Source organism: Ruegeria sp. BI11 (assembly GCF_056538005.1).
This window is the reverse complement of sequence record NZ_JBQFSM010000009.1, coordinates 55,889-79,000: the sequence shown is the minus strand read 5'-3', so window position 1 is coordinate 79,000 and position 23,112 is coordinate 55,889. Positions and strand designations below refer to the sequence as shown.

Genomic DNA, 23,112 nt, shown 5'->3' with positions numbered 1-23,112 from the left:
GTGTCATGTTCAAAGGCTCAATGCCAGCCCTCGTCACACCGTTTTCAAACGGCGAGTTGGACCTGAAGACGCTCAAACACTTGGTGGAGTGGCAGATTCAGGAAGGCTCGAGCGGGCTGGTTCCCGTGGGCACCACCGGCGAAAGTCCGACGCTCAGCCATGAAGAGCACGAAACCGTCGTGGAAGAGGTGGTCAAAGCAGCTGCCGGTCGTGTTCCAGTCATCGCGGGCGCGGGGTCGAACAATACGGTTGAGGCGATCCGCTTTGTGCGATTCGCGGAACGGATCGGCGCAGATGCCGCATTGGTAGTGACGCCGTATTACAACAAGCCGACCCAAAAGGGGCTGGTGGCGCATTTCCGTGCACTGCATGATTGCGCGGATATTCCGATCATTATCTACAACATCCCCGGTCGGTCGATCGTCGACATGACCCCGGCTACAATGGCCGAACTGGCCAAACTGCCACGTATCGTCGGCGTCAAGGATGCCACCGGCGATCTGGCGCGGGTCAGTCAGCAGCGCGCTGCTTGCGGACCAGAATTCTGTCAGCTGTCCGGCGAGGACGCCACCGCGTTGGGCTTTAATGCGCATGGCGGTGTCGGCTGCATCTCGGTCACGGCGAACGTTGCACCGAAGCTGTGCGCCGAGTTCCAGCAGGCAACACTGGCAGGCGACTATGCCAAAGCTCTGGAGTATCAGGACCGCCTGATGCCGCTGCACGAGGCGATTTTTATCGAGCCGGGTCTGGTTGGTGCAAAATATGCGCTGGGCAAGCTGGGTCTGTGCAGCGAAGAGGTCCGTTCGCCCCTGACACCGCTGGAAGACAGCACCAAGGCTGCCATCGACGCCGCAATGGCGCATGCCGGTCTGATTTAAGTCAGGCTTAGCCGGGTGCCTGCATCCGGTTAGCGGCACGTCTTGAAAGTTGAATTGACCAACATGAAAAAAAAAGGGGGCTAAGAGCCCCCTTTTTTATCGTTTTCCGTAATACAAACCGACGACGTGTTCGGCTTGTGCGAAGAAAAGCCATCGGGAAATTGCGACGCCTGCCAGATGCGACAGGACGGCAAGCAGTGCCAATATGTGATGGAAGGGCAACATCAGCAGGATGAGCGGCACGAAAAAGGCCAGCGTGAACGAGATGATCCGCAGCTTTTCGGCATGTTTGCGCCCGACCACGTGGACGAATTCGCGCAGCAGATAGTTAGTGCCGGTATGCGGCGGCTCGAACGCGCGGACCGAACCACGCGCGCCCAGGCCTGTGGCGCTGCCCAGATCGGTGCCCGATTGTGCGAATGCCTTATCCCCTTGCCGCCAGTACATCAGTTGCACCGCACCAGCGATCAACAACAACGGTATTGCGACAGCGAGTTGACCTGCCAGAAGGGCCCCGCCCGCAAGGCTGAAGCTGAGGAACATGGCAGGTGTCAGATTCATATTCCAGCGCGGGATGGTTTTGAGCTGCGTGTAGATCATTGACGTGGTGAAAACGGTCGCGAGCGAGAACAAGGCGCCGAGAATGCCCAGTACACCCCAGCGTTGGCCAAAAAACACTGCGCCGATGGCGTAAAGCCCCATCAGGATCAGGGCGATGACCGCGCACCAGCCTTCGCGGCTGAGCCAGCTGGATTTCCATTGCGTGAAGGCTTTCCAGGCCCGCTCGGGATGGCCCAGGTGGAAGGTCGAAGCCAGCAAACCAGCTACAGAAAGGCCAAAGCCAATGGCAAAGAGCGCAAAGGCGACCCAGCCGGTGACGACGGGCAAACCGAGACCCAGAAAGAACAGCAGACCAAAACCCAGGCCCGAGAGGGTGGTGAAGACGATGACGGAAGGTGCGGGATGCATCAGAGCTTCTCCAGAGTTTTGTCGAGCCAGCCAAGGAACCCTTTGGGCTCTTCGGCGACAGGGGCCAGCAGCGGGGCCAGAATGTCGATCTGGTCCTCGATCTGGTCCTTGGGCCGGGGCGGCAGGTATTTGTTGACGGGTTTGGTGCCCATTTCGGGCATCAGGTCCATGCCCTCGCGCTCGGCCACCAGTTTGCTGACATCGCTGTCGGGATCACCCAGATCACCGAAGTGGCGGGCCCCGGCGGGGCAGGTGCGCACGCAGGAGGGGATGCGATCCACCTCGTGCAGGTTCTCGTTATAGATTCGGTCGACGCACAGGGTGCATTTCTTCATCACGCCTTCGGCTTGATCCAACTCGCGCGCGCCATAGGGGCAGGACCACGCGCAAAGGCCACAGCCGATGCAGTCGCTTTCATTGACCAGAACGATGCCGTCCTCGACCCGCTTGTAGCTGGCCCCGGTGGGGCAGACGGTGACACAGGGCGCGTCTTCGCAATGCAGGCAGGATTTAGGGAAGTGAATCAGCTGCGCGTGACCTTCGGCCGGGGTCACTTCGTAGGAATGAACACGGTTCAAGAAGGTGCCCGACGGGTTGGCGCCATAGGCGTCCTGATCTGACAGCGGTGCGCCATAGTTTTCGGTGTTCCAGCCTTTGCAGGAAATCACGCAGGCATGACAGCCAACACAGGTGTCCAGGTCGATAACCAGACCCATCTTACGTTCGGTGGATTGGGGGAGTTGGGTCATTTGCCTACCTTCCAAGCCAGATCTTTCGGGCCGGTGCCGACTGGTGAATTGATGGGTTTGAATTCGGGCTGGCTTTCCGCATCGATTGGCGCTTCTGCCTTTTCGATCTTCACTTTCAGATCGAACCAGGCAGCCTGACCGGTAATGGGATCGGAATTCGCCCACCGCATGCCGTCGCCTTTCGAGGGTAGCAGTTCGTGGATCAGGTGGTTCAGCAGGAAGCCCTTGGTGGCCTCGGGCGCGTCCTCTTGCAGGGCCCAGGCACCTTTGCGCTTGCCGATGGCGTTCCAGGTCCAGACGGTGTTTTCATTCAGCGCGGCCATTTCCATGACCGGCACCGTGATGGCTCCGTGTGGCGAGCTGACCTTGGCCCAGTCGCCGTCCTGCAGCCCGTGTTCGCGCATCAGCTTGGTCGGCACATAAAGCGGGTTGCGCCCATGCAACTGGCGCAGCCAGGCGTTCTGGGTTCCCCAGCTGTGATACATGGCCATCGGGCGTTGGGTCAGGGCGTTGACGGTGAAGCCTTCGTTGCCCTGTTGATCGGTCTCGTACCAGATCGGCAGCGGGTCCATCGTGTCCTTGATGCGCTGGCGCAGATGCTCGGGAGGTTGCCTCTCGCCGTGACCTTCGGCCGCCAGTTGGAATTTGCGCATCGGTTCTGAGTAAAGCTGGAACAGATAGGGTTGAGGGCTGTCATAGATGCCCATGCCGACGGCCCAGTCCTGATAGGCCGTATTCCACGGTTTGTAGTAATCCGCGCCTTCGGGGATATGCGCGACATAAAAGCCGCCGTTTTCGATATAGCGGTTCAGCTGTTCCGGGTTGACCTCACCACGGCCTTCCTTGTCGCCTTCGGCCCCACGGAACCCGGCCAGCGGGCCAATGCCCGGGCGGCGTTCGTGGTTGACGATATAATCGGCATAGTCCTTCCACTTGGCGCTGCCATCTTCGTTGGTGAAGCCGGGCAGGTTCATGCGGTTGGCTAGCTCGATCAGCACCGACTGGAACCCACGCACATCGCGGTCGGGTTCGATCACCGGCCAGCGGATCGCATCGGCGGCGGCGTCAGCCTCGCAGATTGGACGGTCCAGCAGCGAGATACAGTCGTGCCGTTCCAGATAGGTGGTGTCGGGCAGGACCAGATCGGCATAGGCGACCATTTCCGAGGAATAGGCATCGGAATAAATGATGTTCGGAATGACGTAATTGCCGTCATCGTCCTTGGCGGTCAGCATTTCCATCACACCTTTGGTGTTCATGGACGAGTTCCACGACATGTTCGCCATGTACATGAACAGCGTGTCGATCTTATAGGGATCACCGGCGGCCGCGTTCGAAATCACCATATGCATCAGCCCGTGGGCCGACATCGGGTTTTCCCAGGTGAACGCCTTGTCGATGCGAATGGGGCTGCCGTCATCGTCCAGAAGCAGATCGTCGGGACCGCGCGGAAAGCCCAGATGTGGACCGTTCAGCGGGCGGCCCGGACGGCGGTCGCCATGCGGTGTCGGGTGTGCCTCGACCGGTTTGGGATAAGGCGGTTTGAAGCGGAAACCACCGGGCACCTCGACCGTGCCCAGCAGGATTTGCAGCACGTGCAGCGCGCGGCAGGTCTGGAACCCGTTGGCATGGGCCGAGACACCGCGCATCGAATGGAAGCTGACCGGACGACCGATCATCTTGCTGTGCTTCTCACCCCGGAAATCGGTCCACTCATGATCCAGCTCAATCGCCTCGTCAAAGGCGACGCGGGCGATTTCCGCTGCGATGGCGCGAATGCGGCTGGCCGGGATGCCACAGCGTTCGGCTACGGCCTCGGGCGCGTTGTCGTCGCTGAGGTATTTTTCCGCCATCAGGTGGAAGACCGGGCGGTGGGTGACGCCATCCTGTTCGTAGGTCGCCGACAGATCAGGGCGCACGCCCGGCTTGTCAAAAGCGGTTGGCTCGCCGGTGGTGCGGTCGATCACCAGTGGTTTGCCATCGGCGTCGCGCAGGAACAGGCCTTTTTCCGGGCCTTCTGCGGCATTCACCAGAACCGGCGCGTTGGTGTAGCGGCTGAGGTAATCGAGGTCGATCTTGCCTGCCTTCATCAGCACGTGGATCAGCGACAGGATGAACAGACCATCGGTGCCGGGGGTAATTCCAACCCAGTCATCGGCCACCGCGTTATAGCCAGAACGGATTGGGTTCACCCCAATCACCCGTGCACCACGCGCCTTGATCTTGCCGATGCCCATCTTGATCGGGTTGCTGTCGTGGTCTTCGGCCACGCCGAACAGCATGAACAGCTTGGTGTGATCCCAGTCGGGTTGGCCGAATTCCCAGAACGCGCCGCCCATGGTGTAGATGCCGCCTGCCGCCATGTTGACCGAGCAGAACCCGCCATGCGCCGCATAATTCGGGGTGCCGAAGTTCTGCGCCCAAAAGCTGGTGAAGCTCTGGCTCTGGTCGCGACCGGTGAAGAAGGCCAGCTTTTGCGGCGCGGTCTCGTGCAGCTCGTTCAGCCAGCCGACGGCGGTGCTGATCGCCTCATCCCATTCAATCTCGCGAAACTCACCCGAACCACGCGGACCAACCCGGCGCAGCGGCTTGCGCAGCCGCGAGGGTGCGTTGACCTGCATGATCCCGGCGCTGCCCTTGGCGCACAGAACACCCTTGTTCACCGGATGGTCGCGGTTGCCTTCGATATAGGCGACCTTGCCGTCTTTCATGTGAACGTTGATGCCACAGCGGCAGGCGCACATGTAACATGTTGTCCGCCGAACCTCGTCAGAAACTTTTGGGCTGGTGTCAATCTTCGGTTGCTGGATGGTCATCTGGCGTCCTTCTGTCGGGGCGGATCAGGTCAGGAAAGTTATTCCGGCTAGGATAATCCCTGCGATAAATAGAGTTTCCAAGACGATCAGGGCGATGGCAGCGCCGCCGACCGACAGGATTTGTTTCAAGTTTGTCTTCATACCCACCGCCGCGATGGCGATCAGCAGCAGCCATCGCGATGTTTGGCTGAGCAGTTCGGTGATGAAGGGCGGGATCAGGCCGAAAGAGCTGGCGGCGGCCAGAACCAGAAAGCCCAGAACAAAGCCGGGAAGGATCGGGGGCCGCTTGCCGGTCTCGTCCATTTCAGCGACGCCGCGAATGATCAGCGAGGCGACCAGAACCACCGGGGCCAACATAGCCACACGGATAAGTTTCACCAGTGTCGCGGTATCTCCGGTCTGTTCCGAGATCGAAAAGCCCGCGCCGACCACCTGTGCCACATCGTGGATCGTACCACCCAGGAACACACCGCCGGCGACCTCGCTCATGCCCAGCATGCGCACCAGGATCGGATAAGCGATCATTGCAATGGTCGACAAAACGGTGACGCCCAGAACGGTAAAGATCAGCCGTTCCTCGGACCGTTCATCCTTGGGCAGGATGGCGCTGATGGCCATTGCCGCAGATGCCCCGCAGATCGCGACAGAACCGGCGGTCAGAAAGGCAAAGCGCCATTTATGGCCAAAGAATCGGGCAACCAGAAGGCCAAAGCCGATTGTTGCCAGAACCCCGCCCACGACCAGCGCGATCAGGTCCCAGCCCAACCCCATCATCAGCGTCATCGACACCCGAACGCCCAACAGCGCCACACCCAGACGCAGCAGCGATTTTGCGGCAAAGCCGATGCCGGGGACGGTTTTACCCTCTTCCCCCAGAAAGCTGAGCGCGATGCCCAAAAGCAGCGCCATCAGCATGGCTGGCGTCGCGTAATGCTCGGACAGAAATTTGGCGGACACAGCAACGATGACGGCTACCAGAATGCCCGGGAACAGAGTCCGGGCCTTCTGGGTGGCTTCCGCACCGACAAGGTTTGAAATCTGGGTCATGGCCAGCATCTATTTGGCAGTCCTTCTTGACGCTTGGGCGTCATCGGCGGGTGTGCCGCCGAGGTTATGCATGCGACGGATCAACACGTTTCAGGCTCGGCATCGGCATGCTGGGCCTGAACGGCTGTCACGGCGATCATGTGCAGCACATCATCAGCTGAACAGCCGCGCGACAGGTCATTTGCCGGTTTCGCCAGACCTTGAAGAACCGGTCCGACAGCCTCGGCACCGCCAATGCGCTGCGCGATCTTGTAGCCAAGGTTCCCGGCATCGAGATTCGGGAAAACAAACACATTGGCTTGCCCTTCCAATGGTGAATCCTTGGCCTTTTTTCTGGCGACTTCGGGAACATAGGCGGCGTCGAACTGCAGCTCGCCGTCGATCAGCAGATGCGGGCTTGCCGCCTTAGCGATCCGGGTGGCCTCGACCACTTTGGAAACTTTGGGGTGGTTGGCGCTGCCGCTGGTGGAAAAGGACAGCATGGCAACACGGGGCTCCTGGCCGGTCAGTGCGTGGTACGAGGCGGCAGAGGCCTGCGCGATCTCGGCCAGTTCCCTTTCGTCGGGATCAACAACCAGACCACAATCGGCAAAGATGTGAACACCCTGAACCGCGTGGTGGTCGCGGTCATAGATCATCAAAAAGAAGCTGGACACCATATGGGCGCTTGGCGCTTTGCCGATAATCTGCAACGCGGCGCGCACAGTGTCCGAGGTGGTTTCAACAGCTCCGCCCACGGTTCCGTCGGCCAGTCCTAGATGGACCAGCATCGCGGCATAGTTCAGGCGGCTCTTGATCAGTTTCTGCGCATTCTCGGGCGTCATGCCCTTGTGTTTGCGCAGTTCATAATAGGCCGTGGCGAACCGATCCGTGTGGGGGGATGTTGCGGGGTCGTGGATGGTGATCCCGTCCACATCCGATCCGCCATTTTCCGCCAGCAAGGCGGTGACTTTGGCGTGATCGCCCACAAGGATGATATCGGCCGCATTTTCGGCACGCGCTTTCAGCGCGCCTTCTACAACACGTGGATCATCGCCCTCAGCAAGGGCGATGATCTTTTTGGAACTGGTCGCAGCCCCAAGTATTTGACGCAGGGGCTTCACAGCGATCAGGCCCCGGCTTGCGGTGTCATGTCACCAGCTTCGACGCCAGCAACGGCAACCGGCTTTTTCATGGCGTCGCGACGGAAGGGCTCACCCAATTCCTGGTTGATCAGGGCTTCGATCAGGGTGGTAATGCCGTTCTTCTGGTCTTCGATCGCTTGGTTCAGCACCGCAGTCAGCTCTTCCTGAGTGCGGGCAACCACACCCTTCAGACCACAAGCTTGTGCGATACCGGCATAGGACACTTTGGTGTCCAGCTCGGTGCCGACGAAGTTGTCGTCGAACCACAGGGTCGAGTTACGCTTTTCCGCGCCCCACTGGTAGTTGCGGAAAACGATCTGAGTTACGGCGGGCCATTCTTCGCGGCCGATCGCTGTCAGTTCGTTCACTGCGATACCGAAGGCACCGTCACCGGCAAAGCCGACAACCGGAACGTCAGGCTGACCGATTTTCGCACCAACGATGGCGGGCAGGCCGTAGCCACAGGGGCCGAACAGGCCAGGAGCCAGGTACTTGCGGCCTTCTTCGAACGCAGGGTACGCGTTGCCGATGGCGCAGTTGTTGCCGATGTCGGACGAGATGATCGCCTCTTTCGGCAGTGCGGCCTGAATGGCGCGCCATGCCATGCGGGGGCTCATCCAGTCAGGCTTGGCGGCACGTGCACGCTCGTTCCAGGTGGTGCCCGGATCGTCGTCCTCGTGGGTCATCGAGGTCAGTTCCTGCGCCCAAGCCGATTTCTTCTGAGCGATGCGGTCCTTACGCTCCTGACGGCCTTCGTCACCGGCTGTGTCGGACAGTTGCGACAGGATGCCGTTGGCAACCTTGGCCGCGTCACCGATGATGCCGACGCTGACGTCTTTGGTCAGGCCGATACGGTCAGGGTTGATGTCGACCTGAATGATTTTCGCATCTGCGGGCCAGTAGTTGATACCGTAACCGGGCAGAGTCGAGAACGGGTTCAGACGAGTGCCGAGGGCCAGAACCACGTCAGCTTCGCTGATCAGCTCCATACCGGCCTTCGAACCGTTATAGCCCAGAGGGCCAGCAAACAGCGGGTGCGAACCGGGGAAGGCGTCGTTGTGCTGGTAGCCAACGCAGACCGGGGCGTCCAGACGCTCGGCCAAGGCTTTCGAGGCTTCGATGCCGCCTTCGGCCAGAACAACGCCAGCGCCGTTCAGGATGACAGGGTTTTTTGCGTTCGACAGCATCTCGGCAGCTGCGGCAACCGCATCTTCACCGCCCGAAGGACGTTCGAAATCAACGATCTTGGGCAGCTCGATGTCGACCACCTGGGTCCACATGTCACGCGGGATGTTCAGCTGAGCCGGAGCGCTGGCGCGCTTGGCGTTCATGATCACGCGGTTCAGAACCTCGGCAACACGCGACGGATCACGTACTTCTTCCTGGTAGGCAACGCAGTCCGCGAACATGCGCATCTGCTCCATCTCCTGGAAGCCGCCCTGACCGATGGTCTTGTTGGCCGCCTGCGGGGTGACCAGCAGAACCGGTGTGTGGTTCCAGTAAGCGGTTTTCACGGCGGTCACAAAGTTGGTGATGCCGGGGCCGTTCTGCGCGATCATCATCGACATCTTGCCGGTGGCGCGAGTGTAGCCGTCTGCCATCATACCGCCCGAACCTTCGTGGGCGCAGTCCCAGAACATGATCCCTGCTTTCGGGAACAGATCCGAGATCGGCATCATCGCCGATCCGATGATTCCGAACGCATGTTCGATCCCGTGCATCTGCAGGACCTTAACAAAAGCCTCTTCAGTCGTCATTTTCATGTGAATGATCTCCGCGCATGTGTGGAATGGCCGGACCCGGTGCCCCGCCTTTGGATACGGTTTTGACCTATGGGGCAGAGCTGCGTTAGGGCCAGATGGATTTGCGGAATAGGTCCAGCGCGCTTCTAGCTGGCGCGAATGGCATCCGCGATCAGCTTCACGCCCGGTTCAATGCGATCCTGTCGGATCGAGGAATAGCCGATGCGGTAGTAGTTCTTCGGCTGATCCTGTCCTGAAAAGAATGGCGCGCCGGGTTCAATATGGACGCTCTGGCCTTGCAATGAGCTAGCCAGTTGGGCGGTATCCACATGGTCCGGCGCTGACATCCAAAGGGACGAACCGCCCATGATGCCACGCCCGGCGACGGTCAGCCCGTGTTCGTCAATCGCTTTGTCCAGTATTGCGCGCCTGTTTGCCAGTGCCTTGGACATACGCCGAATCTGCGCGTCGTAGTGGCCCAGCGACAGGAAATAGGCGGCGGTACGTTGGATATGCCCCGGCGGGTGGCGCAACACCAATGAGCGCAGCGCCCGCGCCTCGCGGATGAAAGGTTCCGAGCCGACCATGTATCCAAGGCGCAACCCCGGAAACAGCGATTTTGAGAAGCTGCCGACATAGATCACACGGCCATCGCGGTCCATCGACTTCAACGCCGGTGAGGGCGCGCCCAGAAAGGCCATCTCGAATTCATAGTCGTCCTCGACCACCATCGCATCCAAATCACGCGCGCGTTCAAGTAGTTTGTGCCTGCGGTCAACGGGCATCGTTGCTGTGGTCGGGCTTTGGTGGCTGGGGGTGGTGAAGATGACATCCGTGGCTTCGGGCAGCGCATCAGGGGGCAGTCCGTCACGGTCGACGGGTATCGGAGTCACGTCGCAATCCCAATGCTCTAACAGGCTGCGCAGGGAATAATAGCACGGGTCCTCGATCACTGCGGTGCGATTGTGTGTCAGCAAGATGCGAGAGGCCAGCCACAGTGCGTTCTGTGCGCCCATGGTGATCAGAATTTCTTCGGGGCGGGCGGCGATGCCGCGACGGGGCAGGGTGTGACGGGCGATAAATTCGACCAGCAGCGGATCGTCCTGATCTACGTAATCAGTAGTAAGGGATTCGAAATCCTTGTGCCCCAACGCGCGCACAGCGCAAAGGCGCCAATTGGCATGGTCAAATAGCCTACGATCCGCTTGCCCGTAAATGAACGGATAGCGATAGCTGCGCCAGTCCCGAGGTTTTGACAGCATATCCCCGCCTGAAAACTTTCGGGCTAGCGCCGCATCCCAATCGACATTTTCTGTACCACGCTGAAGAGGCGTGTATTTCGGTGGCACCGGCGCGTTTTGCGAAACGAAATAGCCCGAACGCCCCTTTGCCGTCAGATAATCATTGGCCAGCAGCTCGGTATAGGCCAGCGTCACCGTGATCCGGCTGACACCCAGATGGGCGGCCAGTTTGCGTGATGAGGGCAGTTTTTCCCCCACATGAAACCTGCCGGACAGAATGCCTTCGGCAATCATCTGCTGGATCTGCGCCTGCAGCGTGCCTTGCCCGTTTAGCTCAAGAAAGAATGTGTCGACTGATATTGCCATGAGGTCTTATAGGGTGGACCTAAAGGATGAGCAATCTGGACTTATAACTTTTCCGATAATTCCTAAGCCGCTGTGGTTGACCGCCAGCTTCAATTGACCTAAATAACTAGAAATCTAGTTTAATGGAGGTTCGAATATGTGGGAAGCCGCTGCTGCAGGGTTTTCGGCCATGGGCTCTGAGGCCCGGTTGAAGGTTCTGAAAACACTGGTCCGGGCCGGACAAGCCGGTCTGACGGTTGGTGAAATTCAGGAGCGGACGGGAATCGCCCCGTCGACCCTTGCGCATCACCTTCGGTTTCTGGCCGCGGGCGGTGTCGTTGAACAGGAAAAGGTTGGGCGCAGCACGATCAACCGTGCCTGCTATGACGAATTGAGAAACCTGGCGCAGTTCATTCTTGCTGAATGCTGCGCTGACGAAGTGGGAAAGGCCGCGAACGATGGCTGAGCTGACGCAAAACCCCAAAGTGTCTGTAAAGGCGCTTGACCTGATCAAAACCCCATGGGCTTTGATCGTCGCGATCCTGGCCGCCGTGGCTGTTCTGGACCCCGGTAATTGGGGTGAAGTCGTGACCTTCGCGGGCAAAGCGCTGATTCACACCGGGCAGTACATCTTGTTTGCTGTGCTGTTGCTGTCTTACCTCAAGGCGACCGGTGCTGAGGTGATGGTGGCGCGCGCCTTTGAAGGGCGCGAGACGCGGATGATCCTGCTGGCCGCCATGTTTGGCGGGCTGGCGCCATTCTGTTCCTGCGAGGTCATTCCGTTTATTGCCGGGTTGCTGGCATTGGGTGCGCCGCTGTCTGCGGTGATGGCATTCTGGCTCAGCTCTCCGCTGATTGACCCACCGACTTTGCTTATCACAGCAGGCGCATTGGGATGGCCCTTTGCCATCGGCAAGGCAGTTGCGGCAGTGGCGCTTGGGTTGTTCGGCGGCTTCGTTGTGCGCGGTCTGATGCGTTCTGGCGCTTTTGCTCAACCGCTGCGTGAATACAAACCGGCCGGATGCAGCGCTTGTAGCTCGAACCAGGATGAAAAACCGGTTTGGCGGTTTTGGCAGGTAGCCGAGCGTCGTCAGCGGTTTCGGTCGGAATTTGTTCACAACGCGCTGTTTCTGTTGAAATGGCTGGCACTGGCCTATGTTCTTGAGGCGCTGCTGGTCAGCTATGTCCCCGCCGATCTGATTGCCCGTGTGGTGGGCGGAGAAGGTATCGTACCCATCGTGATTGCGGCGCTGGTCGGGATGCCTGCCTATCTGAACTCTTACGTCGCGCCGCCGCTGCTTGCAGGGCTTACCGAACAGGGGATGAGCGCGGGTGCCGCCATGTCGTTCATGATCGCCGGTGCAGTCAGCTCGATCCCGGCAATGGCTGCGGTATGGTCGCTGGTCAAGCCGCGGGTTTTTGCCACCTATCTGGGGCTTGGCATCACCGGTGCGATCATTGCCGGTATTCTGTTTCAGATTATCTGAAGGAAAAACCGCCCGGAGGTAACTCCGGGCGGTTTTGCTTATTGGTTGGCTTCGCAGAGGCTCGGCTGTTTGAACCGATACCGTGCCTCTCCGCTGTCCACGTATACACGTTTTTCGACACAGGCTGTGGTGCCGACGGTTCGGGCGATATGCTCTTTGGCTTCGTTAATGGACGTGGCAGAGCCATCGGGCAACTGGACCGAGGCGATGACGCCGTTCTTCAGATCCCCGTTCACGGGCGTTGCCGACAGAACCGAAACAGTCAGGTACGAGTCGTGTTCGTGCGCGCCGTTGTCATTGAACACTAGCAATGCGGTTGCAATCGATATGGTGCCAACGATTGCAACCACCAACAAACCCCATGTCTTCAGAAAGGCATAGATAGATACGGCACGGTGTGGGCCAAAGATCTTGGACAGGATAGTCAGCATGAAATCCCTGCGGGAAAAAGCCCCGGCCTGTTCGGACCGGGGCTATCTGAGTGTTAGGGGCGCAGATCGTCTTCGTCTTCGTCCTCAGCCCCGCCTTTGGGCAGGTTGAAGAAGCTGTCGGCGTCGATGATCGGCTCTTCTTCTTTCTCTTCCACAGGCTCGTCAGACAACGAGAAGGTTTCCAGACCTTCGATGGCGGTCGGGATCTTCGGTGCGGCGTCCATTTCCAGCGACTGTTCGGTCGAGACCAGCTTGCGGCGCTCGTCATCGCTCATGACGCCGCCTTCAGCGGCTTTCTTGGCTGCAGCCTTCTGGACGATCGCGTCCAGCTCGGACTGTTTACACAGGCCCAGGGCAACCGGGTCGATCGGCTGCATGTTAGCGATATTCCAATGGGTGCGCTCGCGGATCGACTGGATAGTCGGCTTGGTGGTGCCCACCAGCTTGGCGATTTGACCGTCGCTGAGTTCCGGGTGGAACTTGACCAGCCACAGGATCGAGTTCGGACGGTCCTGACGCTTGGACAGCGGGGTATAACGCGGGCCACGGCGCTTTTCTTCACCAGCGGCGGACGGGTTGAACTTGAGTTTCAACTTGTGCAGCGGGTTGTTCTGCGCCGAGTCGATCTCTTCCTGCGTCAGCTGGTTGTTGGCAATCGGGTCGAACCCTTTGACGCCAGCGGCCACATCGCCATCGGCAATGCCCTGCACCTCAAGCTCGTGCATCCCTACGAAATCCGCGATCTGCTTGAAGCTGATCGTGGTGTTGTCCACCAGCCATACGGCTGTTGCCTTGGCCATAAGCGGTTTTGCCATCAGCCCGTCTCCTATAAATACATCTGTCCCGTCGCCGGAATTCGGCGGCCCCTAAGCTTTGGGGCAGGTTTCCGTTGTCGGGGAACTTGGGGCCTATATAGTCGCGGCAAGGCAAGAAGGGAAGAGGCGAATGCGCTGGGTGATTTTGTGGGTCTTTAGCGCAGTCGCTGCACTGGCGGACGGGGAGAAAGCCGGTGAGTTCGACTATTACGTTCTGTCGCTGAGCTGGTCACCCAACTGGTGCGCGCGTGAAGGCGATGCACGCGGGTCGGACCAATGCGATGCGCGCCATGATCACGGATGGATTTTGCACGGGCTATGGCCGCAATATCATCAGGGCTGGCCCGCGTTTTGCCGTACGGCTGAGGCACCGCCAACGCGCCGTATGACCCGCGAAATGGCGGATATTCAGGGATCATCCGGTTTGGCGTGGCATCAGTGGAAGAAACACGGCACCTGCTCGGGGCTGTCCGCGCCCGATTATTTTGCGCTGTCACGGCAGGCTTATGACGGTGTCGAACGTCCGCAAGTGTTTCGCCAGTTGGAGACGTCGGTCAAGCTGCCCGCCTCGGTGGTCGAGGAGGCGTTTTTGAAGGTCAATTCCGGGTTGCAGCCGGACATGATCACAATCACCTGCAAACAGGGCTATATCGAAGAGGTTCGCCTGTGCCTGTCGCACGACCTTGAACCGGTGCCCTGTGGCCGCGACGTGATCCGCGATTGCACAGCCAAAGACGCGCTGTTCGATCCGATTCGTTAGAGCTTCCGGTTCTGGCAGTCGCGGGCATAGTCCAGCGCTTTGGCGGTGCCCTTGAGATCAATCGCCATCACCACCTCACCAGCCGGGTTGTAGACGGTCATGGTCTTGTTCTGCGCAATAGCGTTGACGAAACTGCGGTCGGTGAAAAATACCGTCGCGCCCGGCACGTCGCGCTGATTGAAGCCGATGGCGGTGGCGTCAAAGCTTTTGCCGTCCAGCTCGAACCGAATGGGGTAGCTCTTACCCTGTTCGATATCGCCCCACGCCTTGTTGTAGACGGCGAAATACCCGCGATTGTCCAGCGCGTCATAGCCGATACGCACCACCGAGAGGTCCTGATAGATTGTCTGGATCAAGCACCCATTGCCAAGTGCAGGGTCCATCATGATGTTCCAGCCCTCAACAAAGCCTTTATCGATCAGTTCCTGCGAAAACGCGGCGGTGGCTGTAAAGGCGGCAAGCGTAAGGGCAATAAGGCGTTTCATTACTATTCCCAATATCAAATGGATAAGGTTACAGCCATAGTACACGTCGCGTTCAAGAGGCAAAGGCCAATCTCGGCTGATGAGACCGTGAAAGAAGACCTATGTGTTCGGCGGAACCCGGCTATGCCTCGCCGACCAGGCGCTTGAAACTCGACCGTGGCACAATAGTTTTCGCTCCATAATCTAAGGAGCGAGTCATGCCGCAACATCCAAGAACATTCTCTCACATCGGATTGTCCGTCCCAAACGTTGACGAGGCTGTAAAGTTCTACTCCGAGGTCCTTGGTTTCTACATAATCATGCCGCCAACGGACGTGATAGAGGATGAAACGGATATCGGTGTCATGTGCACTGATGTGTTTGGCCCGGAATGGAAAAAACTGCGTATTGCGCATCTCGCGACCGCTGATCGAATTGGATTTGAGCTTTTCGAGTTTCACGGGAATTACGTGCCGGAAAACAACATCGACTTTCGCCAGAATGGCACGTTCCATTTTTGCGTCCAGGACCCAGATGTCGAAGGCTTGGTAGAAAAAATCGTCTCTGCAGGTGGCAAACAACGGATGCCGATCCGATACTATTACCCCGGAGAGAAACCATACCGTATGGTCTACGTTGAAGACCCGTTTGGCATTGTCTTTGAGATTTACAGCCACTCCTATGAATTGACCTATTCGTCGGGTGCTTACACCTGACAAATTGGGCAGAGTCCGGTGTGAAACTGGAACAGGTAAAAGTGTTCTGGTTGCCGTGGTATAGCGGTACTCAGAGCTCTTTTCGGGCTCTTAGCGCAGCCGTGATCGTCCCGTCATCCAGATAGTCAAGCTCTCCGCCAATCGGCACGCCTTGCGCTAGTGAGGTCAGACGGACCTGACCCTCCAACTGATCGGCGATGTAATGGGCGGTGGTCTGGCCGTCGACGGTGGCATTCAGGGCGAGGATGATTTCGGTGATCCCTTCGGCTGTCACGCGGTCTTTAAGGCGGGGGATGCGCAGTTCGTCCGGCCCAACTCCGTCCAGCGCCGACAACGTGCCGCCCAGAACGTGATAGCGGCCTTTGAACACGCCTGCGCGTTCCATCGCCCAGAGGTCGGCAACGTCTTCGACCACGCACAGTTCACCGGTGGCACGGGCCTCGCTGTCGCAGATGCCACAGATATCGGTGGTGCCCACATTGCCGCAGTTCAGGCATTCGCGGGCGGTGATGGCCACTTGCTGCATGGCGTCCGACAGGGGCGTCAGCAGCAGGGCGCGTTTGCGGATCAGGTGCAACACCGCGCGACGGGCCGAGCGAGGACCGAGGCCCGGCAGCTTGGCCATCAGATCGATCAGGTTGTCGATATCGCTGTTCGAACTCACCGGGTATGCTCCTGCAAATGGGCCGGGCAGGGACGCCCGGCCGATGTTCCGTCAGGAGGGTGTATCAGAACGGTAGCTTGATGTCTGCGGGAAGGCCCATGCTTTCGGTCAGCTTCGCCATCTCGGCCTGCGCGCGCTCAGCAGCTTTGGTCTGCGCGTCCTTGATAGCGGCCAGGATCAGATCCTCGACCACTTCCTTGTCGTCGCCGTTGAAGATCGACGGATCGATGTCCAGACCTTTCAGCTCACCTTTTGCTGTGGCGGTGGCCTTGACCAGCCCGGCACCGGATTCACCGACAACCATGATTGTGTTCAGCTCTTCCTGCATATCCGTCATTTTGGTCTGCAAATCCTGCGCGGATTTCATCATCTTGGCCATGTCGCCCAGACCGCCGAGTCCTTTGAGCATCGGTATTCTCCTGTGTATCGCGTTTGTCGCCTAAATACGGGCGGTACCCGCGCGGCACAAGGGGCGAGGTTGCTCCCGCCTGCCGGGCCCAAGCTCGCTTAGGGCGGTCGGCATTAGCCGATGGCCCGTGGCGGGCGCGGGAGGGGTCCAGTGTCCCGTGTCTCGATGTGGCTCAATCTTCCTCGAATGGGTCCCATTCGTCTTCGACTTCGGGCAGGGCCTCGGTTTCGACCTTGGCCGCACGTTGTTCCGGAGTTTCGATGTTCTTGATCCGCGCCTTGGGGAACTGTGCCAATACGGCCTTCACCAGCGGGTGCTCCTTGGCTTCGGCTATCAGCGCTTCCTCAGCTGCGTTTTCCTTTTCATAGATCGTCTCGCCGCCGCCTTCGTTGACGACCGTGACGGCCCAACGGTTGCCGGTCCAGCGTTGCAACGCAGTGCCCAGACGTTGTGGCAGTTGGGCCGAGGCACGCTCGGTCGGCTGAAACTCGATGCGCCCGGGTTGGTATGCCACCAGCCGCAAAGACCGTTTGACCTCGTCTAGCAGTACACCGTCGCGATTTGCGCGGATCAACTCGACCACGTGGTCGAAGGTCGGATAGCGCGCCAGTGCGGCCTGCACATCCTGCGCCAACGCTGCGCTGGGAGCGCTGCCCCCGCCATGGGCCGGTGCTGCGTAAGAAGACGCCACCGGCGCCTGCGCCTGAACAGCGGCATGCGATGGTGCCGGTAGCCCGCCGCCCGGTCCACCGTTTGGTGGCGGAGGCGTGTCTTGCAGGCGTTTGATCAGCTCTTCCGGGCTGGGCAGATCGGCCACATGGGTCAGGCGGATCACCGCCATCTCGGCGGCCATCATAGCATTTGGTGCTGCGGATACTTCTTCGAGCGCTTTTAGCAACATCTGCCACATCCGAGTCAGAACGCGCATCGGCAGGGCTTCGGCCATCTGTTGACCGCGTGCCCGTTCGTCCGGGGATACGGTGGGGTCGTCGGCGGCGTCCGGCGTGATTTTGACAACGGAGACCCAATGGGTGATCTCGGCCAGATCGCGCAGCACGGCCAGCGGGTCGGCACCTTCGGCATATTGCCCGCCCAACTCGGTCAGCGCGCTCGCGGCGTCACCGCGCAGGATCATGTCCATCAGGTCTAGCACCCGCCCGCGATCGGCCAGGCCAAGCATCGCGCGGACCTGATCGGCACTGGTTTCGCCCGCCCCGTGCGAGATTGCCTGATCCAGAAGCGAGGTCGCATCCCGGGCCGAGCCTTCAGCCGCACGGGTGATCAGCGCCAGCGCGTCATCGGCTATCTGCGCGTTTTCCGCAGCCGCGATCTTGTTGAGCAGGCCAATCATGTCTTCGGGCTCAATCCGGCGCAGGTCGAACCGCTGACAGCGCGACAGAACCGTGACAGGCACCTTGCGAATCTCGGTGGTGGCAAAGATGAATTTCACATGCTCGGGTGGTTCCTCAAGCGTCTTGAGTAGCGCGTTGAACGCGCTGGTCGACAGCATGTGGACCTCGTCGATGATGTATATCTTGTAGCGTGCACTGGCGGCACGATAGCGGACACTGTCGATGATCTCGCGGATATCGTTCACGCCGGTTCGGCTTGCGGCGTCCATCTCCATCACGTCAACGTGGCGGCCTTCCATGATGGCCACGCAGTGTTCACATTGACCACAGGGTTCGGTCGTTGGCTTGCCTTCGCCATCGGGGCCGATGCAGTTCATACCTTTGGCGATGATCCGCGCCGTGGTGGTTTTCCCGGTGCCGCGAATGCCGGTCATGATGAAGGCCTGCGCGATCCGGTCGGCTTCGAACGCGTTTTTCAGCGTACGCACCATTGCGTCCTGACCAACGAGGTCGGCAAAGGTTTCCGGGCGGTATTTACGGGCGAGAACCTGATAGGCGGGGCTGGGCGTGTCGTTCATGTCTGCTCTGTCGGATTCGGGTTCCGATGCAGCGTAGAGACCCCCGCCGCCCGCGTCCACAGCAGGCTTGGGTGAATTTCGGTTTGCATGGCAGATTGCGCGCCCTACAAGCAATGTTTGAAGGGGGCCAACCATGAATCAGTTAGCAATTATCGCTGTATCAGTGGGAAATGGCACCGTTGCTTTATCGCCGCTACCAGGTCGGGGGGGCGAATATGCTCGGGACTTGGGCATCATTCGCGATTGGCAGCCGGATCTCGTGATCTCGATGACCACAGAGGTTGAAATGCTGCAAGAGGGTGCAGGCAGTTTTGGTGGCGACCTACGTGCGCGCAATATCGAATGGGTGCATTTGCCAATTGCGGATTTTGGTGCGCCGTCGCCTATGATTGACGCTGTATGGACCAAGGTCAGCACAGCGGCTACACGCATTTTGTCCAACAGCGGGCGGGTGTTGGTGCATTGCCGGGGCGGTTGCGGGCGGTCCGGGATGATTGTCCTGCGCCTTATGGTCGAACATGGCGAAGATCCCGAGACGGCGTTGAGCCGACTACGTGAGGTGCGGCCCTGCGCCGTCGAGACCAGCGGTCAGATTGAATGGGCCACCTTTCCACAGACGAGCGGCTAGATCAGAGCGCCAACTGCCGTTCCGTCTGTGCCACTGGATCGGACGGAATTGCTGTGACTTCTAGCATCGCGCAGGGTGGAGTGGTCAGCATGCCTGCCGGGCGCATGATCACGTCAGGGCCGAACATCATATCCGCGTAATCGTCCAGCGAATCCAGTGATGCATCATTTCCGGTTCCGCAAAAGACCCGGATCAGGTCCTTCTGCGCACGGAACCGAGCGCTGCAACCTTGCGCGCAAAAGGCCAGTTCACTGCTGCCGTCGAATTCAAAATCTGGCGTGGTCGCAGGAACCGCAGCGTCCATCGCCTGAACGACGGCACGTGCCATTTGCGCCAGTGCCGGACAGGTTTTCCCGGTGCGTTGGCAGACCGTTGCAGTGAATTGGTGTGTCTTCGTCTTCCAGATCATCTTGCGCCCTCCGCGCGTGGGACGGGGGCATGGATCAGGTATGACAGCGCGCTGACGACCTGCCCGGACACCCCGTCCGAGTTTCGGTTTTGGTTTGATGGCAGGTCTCCTGACTTGCGGGTCGTTGCTTTGCCGACCTTCCCAGCCTTGCGGCCAGTGGCGTTTCGGCATTGCTCACCGCTTACAGTTGCGGGGGCAGTCGCGGCCTTGGTCCGTTCCGGTTTCCCGGGCAGGACCGCACCGTGTTCCCTTTTCATCCCGCCCCGCGATCGGGGACGAGAACCATCACCCAATCGCTAGCGGGTTGGAGTGACCTGAGTCAAGCGGCCTTTTTTCGGGGCAAGGTGGACGTTTGGTAATGGTGAAACGGGATTGACTCGAGACGGGAAACGATGGCGTTTGGATGGTGAACTAATCAGTTCAGATTGGGGGCGCTATGTTGGACACCGCACAAGCCGTTCTGACCGAGGATCTTCGGTTTCCTTCGGGTTCTACCCAACTGTCGGCCCGGCTGTATCAGCCGGTGGCCGAGCCTCAGGTTGCGGTGGTCATCCACAGCGCTACCGGAGTGCCGCGCGACTATTACCAGCATTTCGCACGCTGGCTGGCTGCGGAACGCGGCATGGCTTGTCTAACCTATGATTACCGCGATTTCGGTCACTCACTAAGCGGACCTTTGAAATCAGCACAAGCCACGATGGCGGATTGGGCATTAATCGACATGCCTGCGGCTCGGTCCGAGATGCGTCGGCGCTATCCCGACGCACAGCACTGGAGCATCGGCCATTCCGTTGGCGGGATGCTTGGGCCGATTCAGCCGGATATTGAACAGATCGACCGCATGATCTGTGTCTGTGCCGGACCTGTAACCGTATCGGACCATCCCTGGCCCTATCGGGCTCTGGCTTTGCTGTTCTGGTACGGACATGCGCCTTTGTCCGTACAAGCGCTGGGATATTTGCCGGGCAAGGCTTTGGGATTCGGGGCGGACCTGCCTGCCAGTGTCTATTGGCAGTGGCGTCGCTGGTGCACCACGCCACGTAACTATCTTCCCGAAATTGGCGTGACCTTGCCCGAGGCCCGCTGGGCGCAGTCAGACACACCCGTAGACCTGTTTACTTTTGAGGATGACGACCTGGTGCCAAAGAATGCGGTTTGGCGGCTGGCCGATCTGTATGGTCCCAACGCGCGCCGTCATTTGCTGTCTCCGGCCGAGTTCGGCCTTTCCAAGGTTGGACATATCGGCGCCTTTGCCCGACGCAGCGCAGCCGTCTGGCCACGATTGATCGCCTAGACCTTTTCGCAACATTTCAAAGTGGGAAAGTTGAAGTGAGAGGTTGGACATCGACCCAAGCGGGGCTCGTTGTGGCTGCTTCCTTCCGGACCTGACCAGGTTGGCGAGGCGCTCGCCCGCGCCAACCTCTCGGGGTTTGATATAGGCAACGGACGCAGGAAACACAACCCGTCAGAGCGTCAAACGGATCAGCAAAAAGCCCTCATCGTCTTCTCCGACTACGTGAGGATCGTATTTCTCAAGCTCGGCAATGTGAGCCCACGCCTTGGGGCTGGTTCGCAGCAGCGTAGTCGCGCCCTGCAACGGTGCAAATTTAAAGGGATAGGGCAGGTGCTCCAGGGGATCTTGCGGCAATGCGCCTGACAGATAGTCCCGCAGGACGCGCTGGATTGGCAAAACCGGAAGTTTGATGGGCTCGACGCGATCGACAAAGGGAAAATGGCCGCCGCCATTGGCGCGGTAATTGTTCAGCGCAACGACGAACCGTTGATCGGCGGCTAGCGGATGGCCATTGAAGCAGATGTTCCGAATGCGCCGATTTTCGGGGTCGATCAGGCGGCCGCTGGCATCAAAACGAGACGGTTGTGAGAGATCGAGTTTGTAGGTAAGGCCCTGTATAATATCGAAATTGTGTCCCGCACGGTTGAGATCTACCAGTGTGGTCTGTTGTCCCGATATGATCTGGTTGAATACACCTGCAGACATTTCCAGCCAGTCGCGGATTTGCTCTCCGGCCACGACCACCGCCTGCAGCTCATTGGGAAACGCATACATATCGCTGACATGGCGCAGGCATACCTGACCAGGCGCAACATCAGTGAAAAACCGCGGACCGGCACGCCCTCCGAATTTTGAAGGAGCGGTTGCGGACAGAACCGGTAAATCCGCAAAGGGCATGTCCTGCAGATAGGGTCGCAGGGCTGCCGCCTGGGCCGCTGTGGTCAGAACTAGACCCCGATCCGGGGCACAAAAGCTGAAATAGCTGTGCAGATGCTGATCGGTCTGACCAACGGGTTGCGCTGTGCGCCGTCGGGTTTCCGAATGCCCCATAGCGAAAAGGGTCGCCAAATTCGGGTCTTCTTCGATAGATTTTGGTGAGTTGCCGGGTTTTGAGGGGCACACCGACCGCAGGATGACGCGGTGATCCTGCACTGTCCAACCGCCGTTTTCCGCTCTGTCCAGGGGCAGGTCGATCAGCCCTAGATATGCCCCGAACGCACCGGGCATGACCACAGGTTTGCCCTGGACCAACCCAAGGTTTGCGTCGACGTGTTCAGTGCTATCATGCGCACTACCGGGCAGCGTCAGATGCGAATGCCCGGCAATCAAGGCGTCTATGCCTTCAATTCCGGTCAGAGGGATGATCGCGTTCTCCAAGTAGGGGTCCGGTTCGGCTGGCCCTACTCCTGTATGCGCAAGTGCGAGGATCAGGTCACAGCCCAAAGCCTTTAGATCCCAAACTTTTTGCCTGGCGCATGTCAGGATATCATCCATCACGACCCTGCCTTGCAGCCGATGGCCCTCCCACTTAACCGTTTGCGGTGGCAGGACAGAGAACACGCCGATTTTCAATGTAACCGGCTGGTTGCCGCAATAAGCCGTTCGTGTCAGGATTGCATGATTTTGCCAGGTGGTTTCGGCGTCTTGCCGGTGCGCATTGCTGCAAATCACCGGACATCGAGCGTCTGCAATCACGCGATCCAGCGTTTGCAGCCCAAAGCCGAAATCGTGGTTTCCCAGCCCAATGGCGTCATAACCCAGATCGGCAAAAGCCTGCATCAGGATATGCGGTGCGTTTTCAGGCTCGACCGCCCAATCCCCCAGCGGGGTGCCTTGCAGCGAATCTCCGTTGTCGAACAGTAGCACCAGAGCACCTTGCGCTTCGGCCTCTTCTCGGGCCGCGCGGATCAGGCTGGCGGTGCGTGTAAAGCCTATCGTGTGATCGGGCGTGTCAGAATAATAATCGAAACCGCAAAGGTTCATGTGCAAATCGGATGTTGCCAGAACCCGTATCTTCAGTGACGCGCGGGGCGGAGGAGAGGGATGTGTCAAATTTCTACTTCTGACGGTTATTTGTTAGGCATTTTCCCGAAAAGGTATAGTAAATGCAACTTGTAAGACTTGCCTGCGATCAATTGGCGGCCTCAGGTTTTCGGGGGGTAGGAATTGCCATTGCAACACAGTGGCAGCCGTG

At 59.2% G+C, this 23,112-nt stretch carries 22 protein-coding genes, 1 other RNA gene and 1 riboswitch; of the genes, 7 read left to right on the top strand and 16 right to left on the bottom strand.

The window, feature by feature from the left end; all coding sequences use genetic code 11:
• Positions 1 to 5 precede the first annotated feature (5 nt).
• Positions 6 to 878, top strand: coding sequence for a 4-hydroxy-tetrahydrodipicolinate synthase (gene dapA / locus ACR0DT_RS18010; RefSeq protein ID WP_480712070.1), 873 nt, complete (start codon positions 6 to 8; stop codon positions 876 to 878).
• A gap of 96 nt (positions 879 to 974) precedes the next feature.
• Here dapA and ACR0DT_RS18005 read toward each other — a convergent pair whose 3' ends face one another.
• The 7 genes from ACR0DT_RS18005 to pdxR form a co-directional block, all read right to left on the bottom strand.
• Positions 975 to 1,847: a dimethyl sulfoxide reductase anchor subunit family protein gene (locus ACR0DT_RS18005; protein WP_480712069.1), complete on the bottom strand. Its 873-nt coding sequence runs from the start codon at positions 1,845 to 1,847 to the stop codon at positions 975 to 977.
• The gene (locus ACR0DT_RS18000; RefSeq protein WP_480712068.1) at positions 1,847 to 2,596 is read right to left on the bottom strand and encodes a 4Fe-4S dicluster domain-containing protein; all 750 of its coding nucleotides are present in this window, start codon (positions 2,594 to 2,596) and stop codon (positions 1,847 to 1,849) included. Before ACR0DT_RS18000 ends, ACR0DT_RS18005 begins: the two co-directional genes overlap by 1 nt.
• Positions 2,593 to 5,412 (bottom strand): molybdopterin oxidoreductase family protein, encoded by a 2,820-nt coding sequence (locus tag ACR0DT_RS17995; protein ID WP_480712067.1) that lies wholly within the window; start codon positions 5,410 to 5,412, stop codon positions 2,593 to 2,595. The genes ACR0DT_RS18000 and ACR0DT_RS17995 overlap by 4 nt, the downstream gene beginning before the upstream one ends.
• A gap of 24 nt (positions 5,413 to 5,436) precedes the next feature.
• Positions 5,437 to 6,459 (bottom strand): YeiH family protein, encoded by a 1,023-nt coding sequence (locus ACR0DT_RS17990; protein ID WP_480712066.1) that lies wholly within the window; start codon positions 6,457 to 6,459, stop codon positions 5,437 to 5,439.
• Between the two features lie 80 nt (positions 6,460 to 6,539).
• Positions 6,540 to 7,562 (bottom strand): phosphate acetyltransferase, encoded by a 1,023-nt coding sequence (pta, locus tag ACR0DT_RS17985; RefSeq protein WP_480712065.1) that lies wholly within the window; start codon positions 7,560 to 7,562, stop codon positions 6,540 to 6,542.
• Between the two features lie 5 nt (positions 7,563 to 7,567).
• Entirely contained in the window at positions 7,568 to 9,346 is a 1,779-nt protein-coding gene (gene xsc / locus ACR0DT_RS17980; RefSeq protein ID WP_480712064.1) for a sulfoacetaldehyde acetyltransferase, read from the bottom strand.
• A gap of 125 nt (positions 9,347 to 9,471) precedes the next feature.
• On the bottom strand, positions 9,472 to 10,932 hold the full coding sequence (gene pdxR / locus ACR0DT_RS17975) for a MocR-like pyridoxine biosynthesis transcription factor PdxR (protein WP_480712063.1): 1,461 nt from the start codon (positions 10,930 to 10,932) through the stop codon (positions 9,472 to 9,474).
• A 136-nt stretch (positions 10,933 to 11,068) separates the two neighbouring features.
• Here pdxR and ACR0DT_RS17970 point away from each other — a divergent pair, with 136 nt between their 5' ends.
• Complete coding sequence (locus ACR0DT_RS17970; protein ID WP_480712062.1) at positions 11,069 to 11,377, top strand: ArsR/SmtB family transcription factor; 309 nt, start codon at positions 11,069 to 11,071, stop codon at positions 11,375 to 11,377.
• Positions 11,370 to 12,398: a permease gene (locus ACR0DT_RS17965; RefSeq protein WP_480712061.1), complete on the top strand. Its 1,029-nt coding sequence runs from the start codon at positions 11,370 to 11,372 to the stop codon at positions 12,396 to 12,398. Before ACR0DT_RS17970 ends, ACR0DT_RS17965 begins: the two co-directional genes overlap by 8 nt.
• Positions 12,399 to 12,436: 38 nt before the next feature.
• Here the strand turns inward: ACR0DT_RS17965 and ACR0DT_RS17960 are convergent, their stop codons facing one another.
• Together ACR0DT_RS17960 and ACR0DT_RS17955 are read right to left on the bottom strand one after the other, a co-directional pair.
• On the bottom strand, positions 12,437 to 12,829 hold the full coding sequence (locus ACR0DT_RS17960) for a hypothetical protein (RefSeq protein ID WP_480712060.1): 393 nt from the start codon (positions 12,827 to 12,829) through the stop codon (positions 12,437 to 12,439).
• A gap of 53 nt (positions 12,830 to 12,882) precedes the next feature.
• Positions 12,883 to 13,644, bottom strand: a complete 762-nt coding sequence (locus tag ACR0DT_RS17955) for a DUF1013 domain-containing protein (RefSeq protein ID WP_480712059.1) — start codon at positions 13,642 to 13,644, stop codon at positions 12,883 to 12,885.
• Between the two features lie 130 nt (positions 13,645 to 13,774).
• On the opposite strand from ACR0DT_RS17955, the gene ACR0DT_RS17950 reads away from it, so the two are divergent.
• The gene (locus tag ACR0DT_RS17950; protein ID WP_480712058.1) at positions 13,775 to 14,404 is read left to right on the top strand and encodes a ribonuclease T2 family protein; all 630 of its coding nucleotides are present in this window, start codon (positions 13,775 to 13,777) and stop codon (positions 14,402 to 14,404) included.
• Here ACR0DT_RS17950 and ACR0DT_RS17945 read toward each other — a convergent pair.
• Positions 14,401 to 14,889 carry a hypothetical protein gene (locus ACR0DT_RS17945; RefSeq protein WP_480712057.1) on the bottom strand — a complete coding sequence of 163 codons (489 nt, stop codon included), beginning with the start codon at positions 14,887 to 14,889 and terminating at the stop codon, positions 14,401 to 14,403. The genes ACR0DT_RS17950 and ACR0DT_RS17945 overlap by 4 nt on opposite strands.
• 197 nt (positions 14,890 to 15,086) lie before the next feature.
• Between ACR0DT_RS17945 and ACR0DT_RS17940 the strand changes: the two genes are divergently transcribed.
• Entirely contained in the window at positions 15,087 to 15,584 is a 498-nt protein-coding gene (locus tag ACR0DT_RS17940) for a lactoylglutathione lyase family protein (RefSeq protein WP_480712056.1), read from the top strand.
• Between the two features lie 70 nt (positions 15,585 to 15,654).
• Here ACR0DT_RS17940 and recR read toward each other — a convergent pair whose 3' ends face one another.
• From recR to ACR0DT_RS17925, 3 genes are all read right to left on the bottom strand, one after another.
• Complete coding sequence (recR, locus tag ACR0DT_RS17935) at positions 15,655 to 16,248, bottom strand: recombination mediator RecR (RefSeq protein ID WP_480712055.1); 594 nt, start codon at positions 16,246 to 16,248, stop codon at positions 15,655 to 15,657.
• A 64-nt stretch (positions 16,249 to 16,312) separates the two neighbouring features.
• A complete protein-coding gene (locus ACR0DT_RS17930) occupies positions 16,313 to 16,657 on the bottom strand; it encodes a YbaB/EbfC family nucleoid-associated protein (RefSeq protein WP_480712054.1) in 345 nt (114 codons plus the stop codon).
• Positions 16,658 to 16,829: 172 nt separating this feature from the next.
• Positions 16,830 to 18,587, bottom strand: coding sequence for a DNA polymerase III subunit gamma/tau (locus ACR0DT_RS17925; protein ID WP_480712053.1), 1,758 nt, complete (start codon positions 18,585 to 18,587; stop codon positions 16,830 to 16,832).
• A gap of 133 nt (positions 18,588 to 18,720) precedes the next feature.
• Between ACR0DT_RS17925 and ACR0DT_RS17920 the strand changes: the two genes are divergently transcribed.
• On the top strand, positions 18,721 to 19,215 hold the full coding sequence (locus tag ACR0DT_RS17920; protein WP_480712052.1) for a protein-tyrosine phosphatase family protein: 495 nt from the start codon (positions 18,721 to 18,723) through the stop codon (positions 19,213 to 19,215).
• 1 nt (position 19,216) lies between these two features.
• Here the strand turns inward: ACR0DT_RS17920 and ACR0DT_RS17915 are convergent, their stop codons facing one another.
• The gene (locus tag ACR0DT_RS17915) at positions 19,217 to 19,624 is read right to left on the bottom strand and encodes a hypothetical protein (RefSeq protein ID WP_480712051.1); all 408 of its coding nucleotides are present in this window, start codon (positions 19,622 to 19,624) and stop codon (positions 19,217 to 19,219) included.
• Positions 19,625 to 19,706: 82 nt separating this feature from the next.
• Positions 19,707 to 19,926, bottom strand: a riboswitch (cobalamin riboswitch).
• 134 nt (positions 19,927 to 20,060) lie between these two features.
• On the opposite strand from ACR0DT_RS17915, the gene ACR0DT_RS17910 reads away from it, so the two are divergent.
• On the top strand, positions 20,061 to 20,918 hold the full coding sequence (locus tag ACR0DT_RS17910; protein ID WP_480712050.1) for an alpha/beta hydrolase family protein: 858 nt from the start codon (positions 20,061 to 20,063) through the stop codon (positions 20,916 to 20,918).
• Positions 20,919 to 20,951: 33 nt separating this feature from the next.
• Here the strand turns inward: ACR0DT_RS17910 and ffs are convergent.
• Together ffs and ACR0DT_RS17900 are read right to left on the bottom strand one after the other, a co-directional pair.
• An RNA gene (ffs, locus tag ACR0DT_RS17905) (signal recognition particle sRNA small type) lies at positions 20,952 to 21,050 on the bottom strand.
• Between the two features lie 39 nt (positions 21,051 to 21,089).
• Positions 21,090 to 22,970: a bifunctional 2',3'-cyclic-nucleotide 2'-phosphodiesterase/3'-nucleotidase gene (locus ACR0DT_RS17900; RefSeq protein ID WP_480712049.1), complete on the bottom strand. Its 1,881-nt coding sequence runs from the start codon at positions 22,968 to 22,970 to the stop codon at positions 21,090 to 21,092.
• Positions 22,971 to 23,112: the final 142 nt, after the last annotated feature.

What these genes read in the sequence shown, in the direction of transcription:
- ACR0DT_RS17940 (WP_480712056.1), top strand. Translation starts at nt 15,087, where the DNA reads ATGCCGCAACATCCAAGAACATTCTCTCACATCGGATTGTCCGTCCCA.
- dapA (WP_480712070.1), top strand. Translation starts at nt 6, where the DNA reads ATGTTCAAAGGCTCAATGCCAGCCCTCGTCACACCGTTTTCAAACGGC.
- ACR0DT_RS17950 (WP_480712058.1), top strand. Translation starts at nt 13,775, where the DNA reads ATGCGCTGGGTGATTTTGTGGGTCTTTAGCGCAGTCGCTGCACTGGCG.
- ACR0DT_RS17970 (WP_480712062.1), top strand. Translation starts at nt 11,069, where the DNA reads ATGTGGGAAGCCGCTGCTGCAGGGTTTTCGGCCATGGGCTCTGAGGCC.
- ACR0DT_RS17995 (WP_480712067.1), bottom strand. Translation starts at nt 5,412, where the DNA reads ATGACCATCCAGCAACCGAAGATTGACACCAGCCCAAAAGTTTCTGAC.
- xsc (WP_480712064.1), bottom strand. Translation starts at nt 9,346, where the DNA reads ATGAAAATGACGACTGAAGAGGCTTTTGTTAAGGTCCTGCAGATGCAC.
- ACR0DT_RS17955 (WP_480712059.1), bottom strand. Translation starts at nt 13,644, where the DNA reads ATGGCAAAACCGCTTATGGCCAAGGCAACAGCCGTATGGCTGGTGGAC.
- ACR0DT_RS17960 (WP_480712060.1), bottom strand. Translation starts at nt 12,829, where the DNA reads ATGCTGACTATCCTGTCCAAGATCTTTGGCCCACACCGTGCCGTATCT.
- ACR0DT_RS17910 (WP_480712050.1), top strand. Translation starts at nt 20,061, where the DNA reads ATGTTGGACACCGCACAAGCCGTTCTGACCGAGGATCTTCGGTTTCCT.
- ACR0DT_RS18000 (WP_480712068.1), bottom strand. Translation starts at nt 2,596, where the DNA reads ATGACCCAACTCCCCCAATCCACCGAACGTAAGATGGGTCTGGTTATC.
- ACR0DT_RS17915 (WP_480712051.1), bottom strand. Translation starts at nt 19,624, where the DNA reads ATGATCTGGAAGACGAAGACACACCAATTCACTGCAACGGTCTGCCAA.
- ACR0DT_RS18005 (WP_480712069.1), bottom strand. Translation starts at nt 1,847, where the DNA reads ATGCATCCCGCACCTTCCGTCATCGTCTTCACCACCCTCTCGGGCCTG.
- pdxR (WP_480712063.1), bottom strand. Translation starts at nt 10,932, where the DNA reads ATGGCAATATCAGTCGACACATTCTTTCTTGAGCTAAACGGGCAAGGC.
- ACR0DT_RS17945 (WP_480712057.1), bottom strand. Translation starts at nt 14,889, where the DNA reads ATGAAACGCCTTATTGCCCTTACGCTTGCCGCCTTTACAGCCACCGCC.
- ACR0DT_RS17990 (WP_480712066.1), bottom strand. Translation starts at nt 6,459, where the DNA reads ATGACCCAGATTTCAAACCTTGTCGGTGCGGAAGCCACCCAGAAGGCC.
- ACR0DT_RS17925 (WP_480712053.1), bottom strand. Translation starts at nt 18,587, where the DNA reads ATGAACGACACGCCCAGCCCCGCCTATCAGGTTCTCGCCCGTAAATAC.
- ACR0DT_RS17920 (WP_480712052.1), top strand. Translation starts at nt 18,721, where the DNA reads ATGAATCAGTTAGCAATTATCGCTGTATCAGTGGGAAATGGCACCGTT.
- ACR0DT_RS17965 (WP_480712061.1), top strand. Translation starts at nt 11,370, where the DNA reads ATGGCTGAGCTGACGCAAAACCCCAAAGTGTCTGTAAAGGCGCTTGAC.
- ACR0DT_RS17930 (WP_480712054.1), bottom strand. Translation starts at nt 16,657, where the DNA reads ATGCTCAAAGGACTCGGCGGTCTGGGCGACATGGCCAAGATGATGAAA.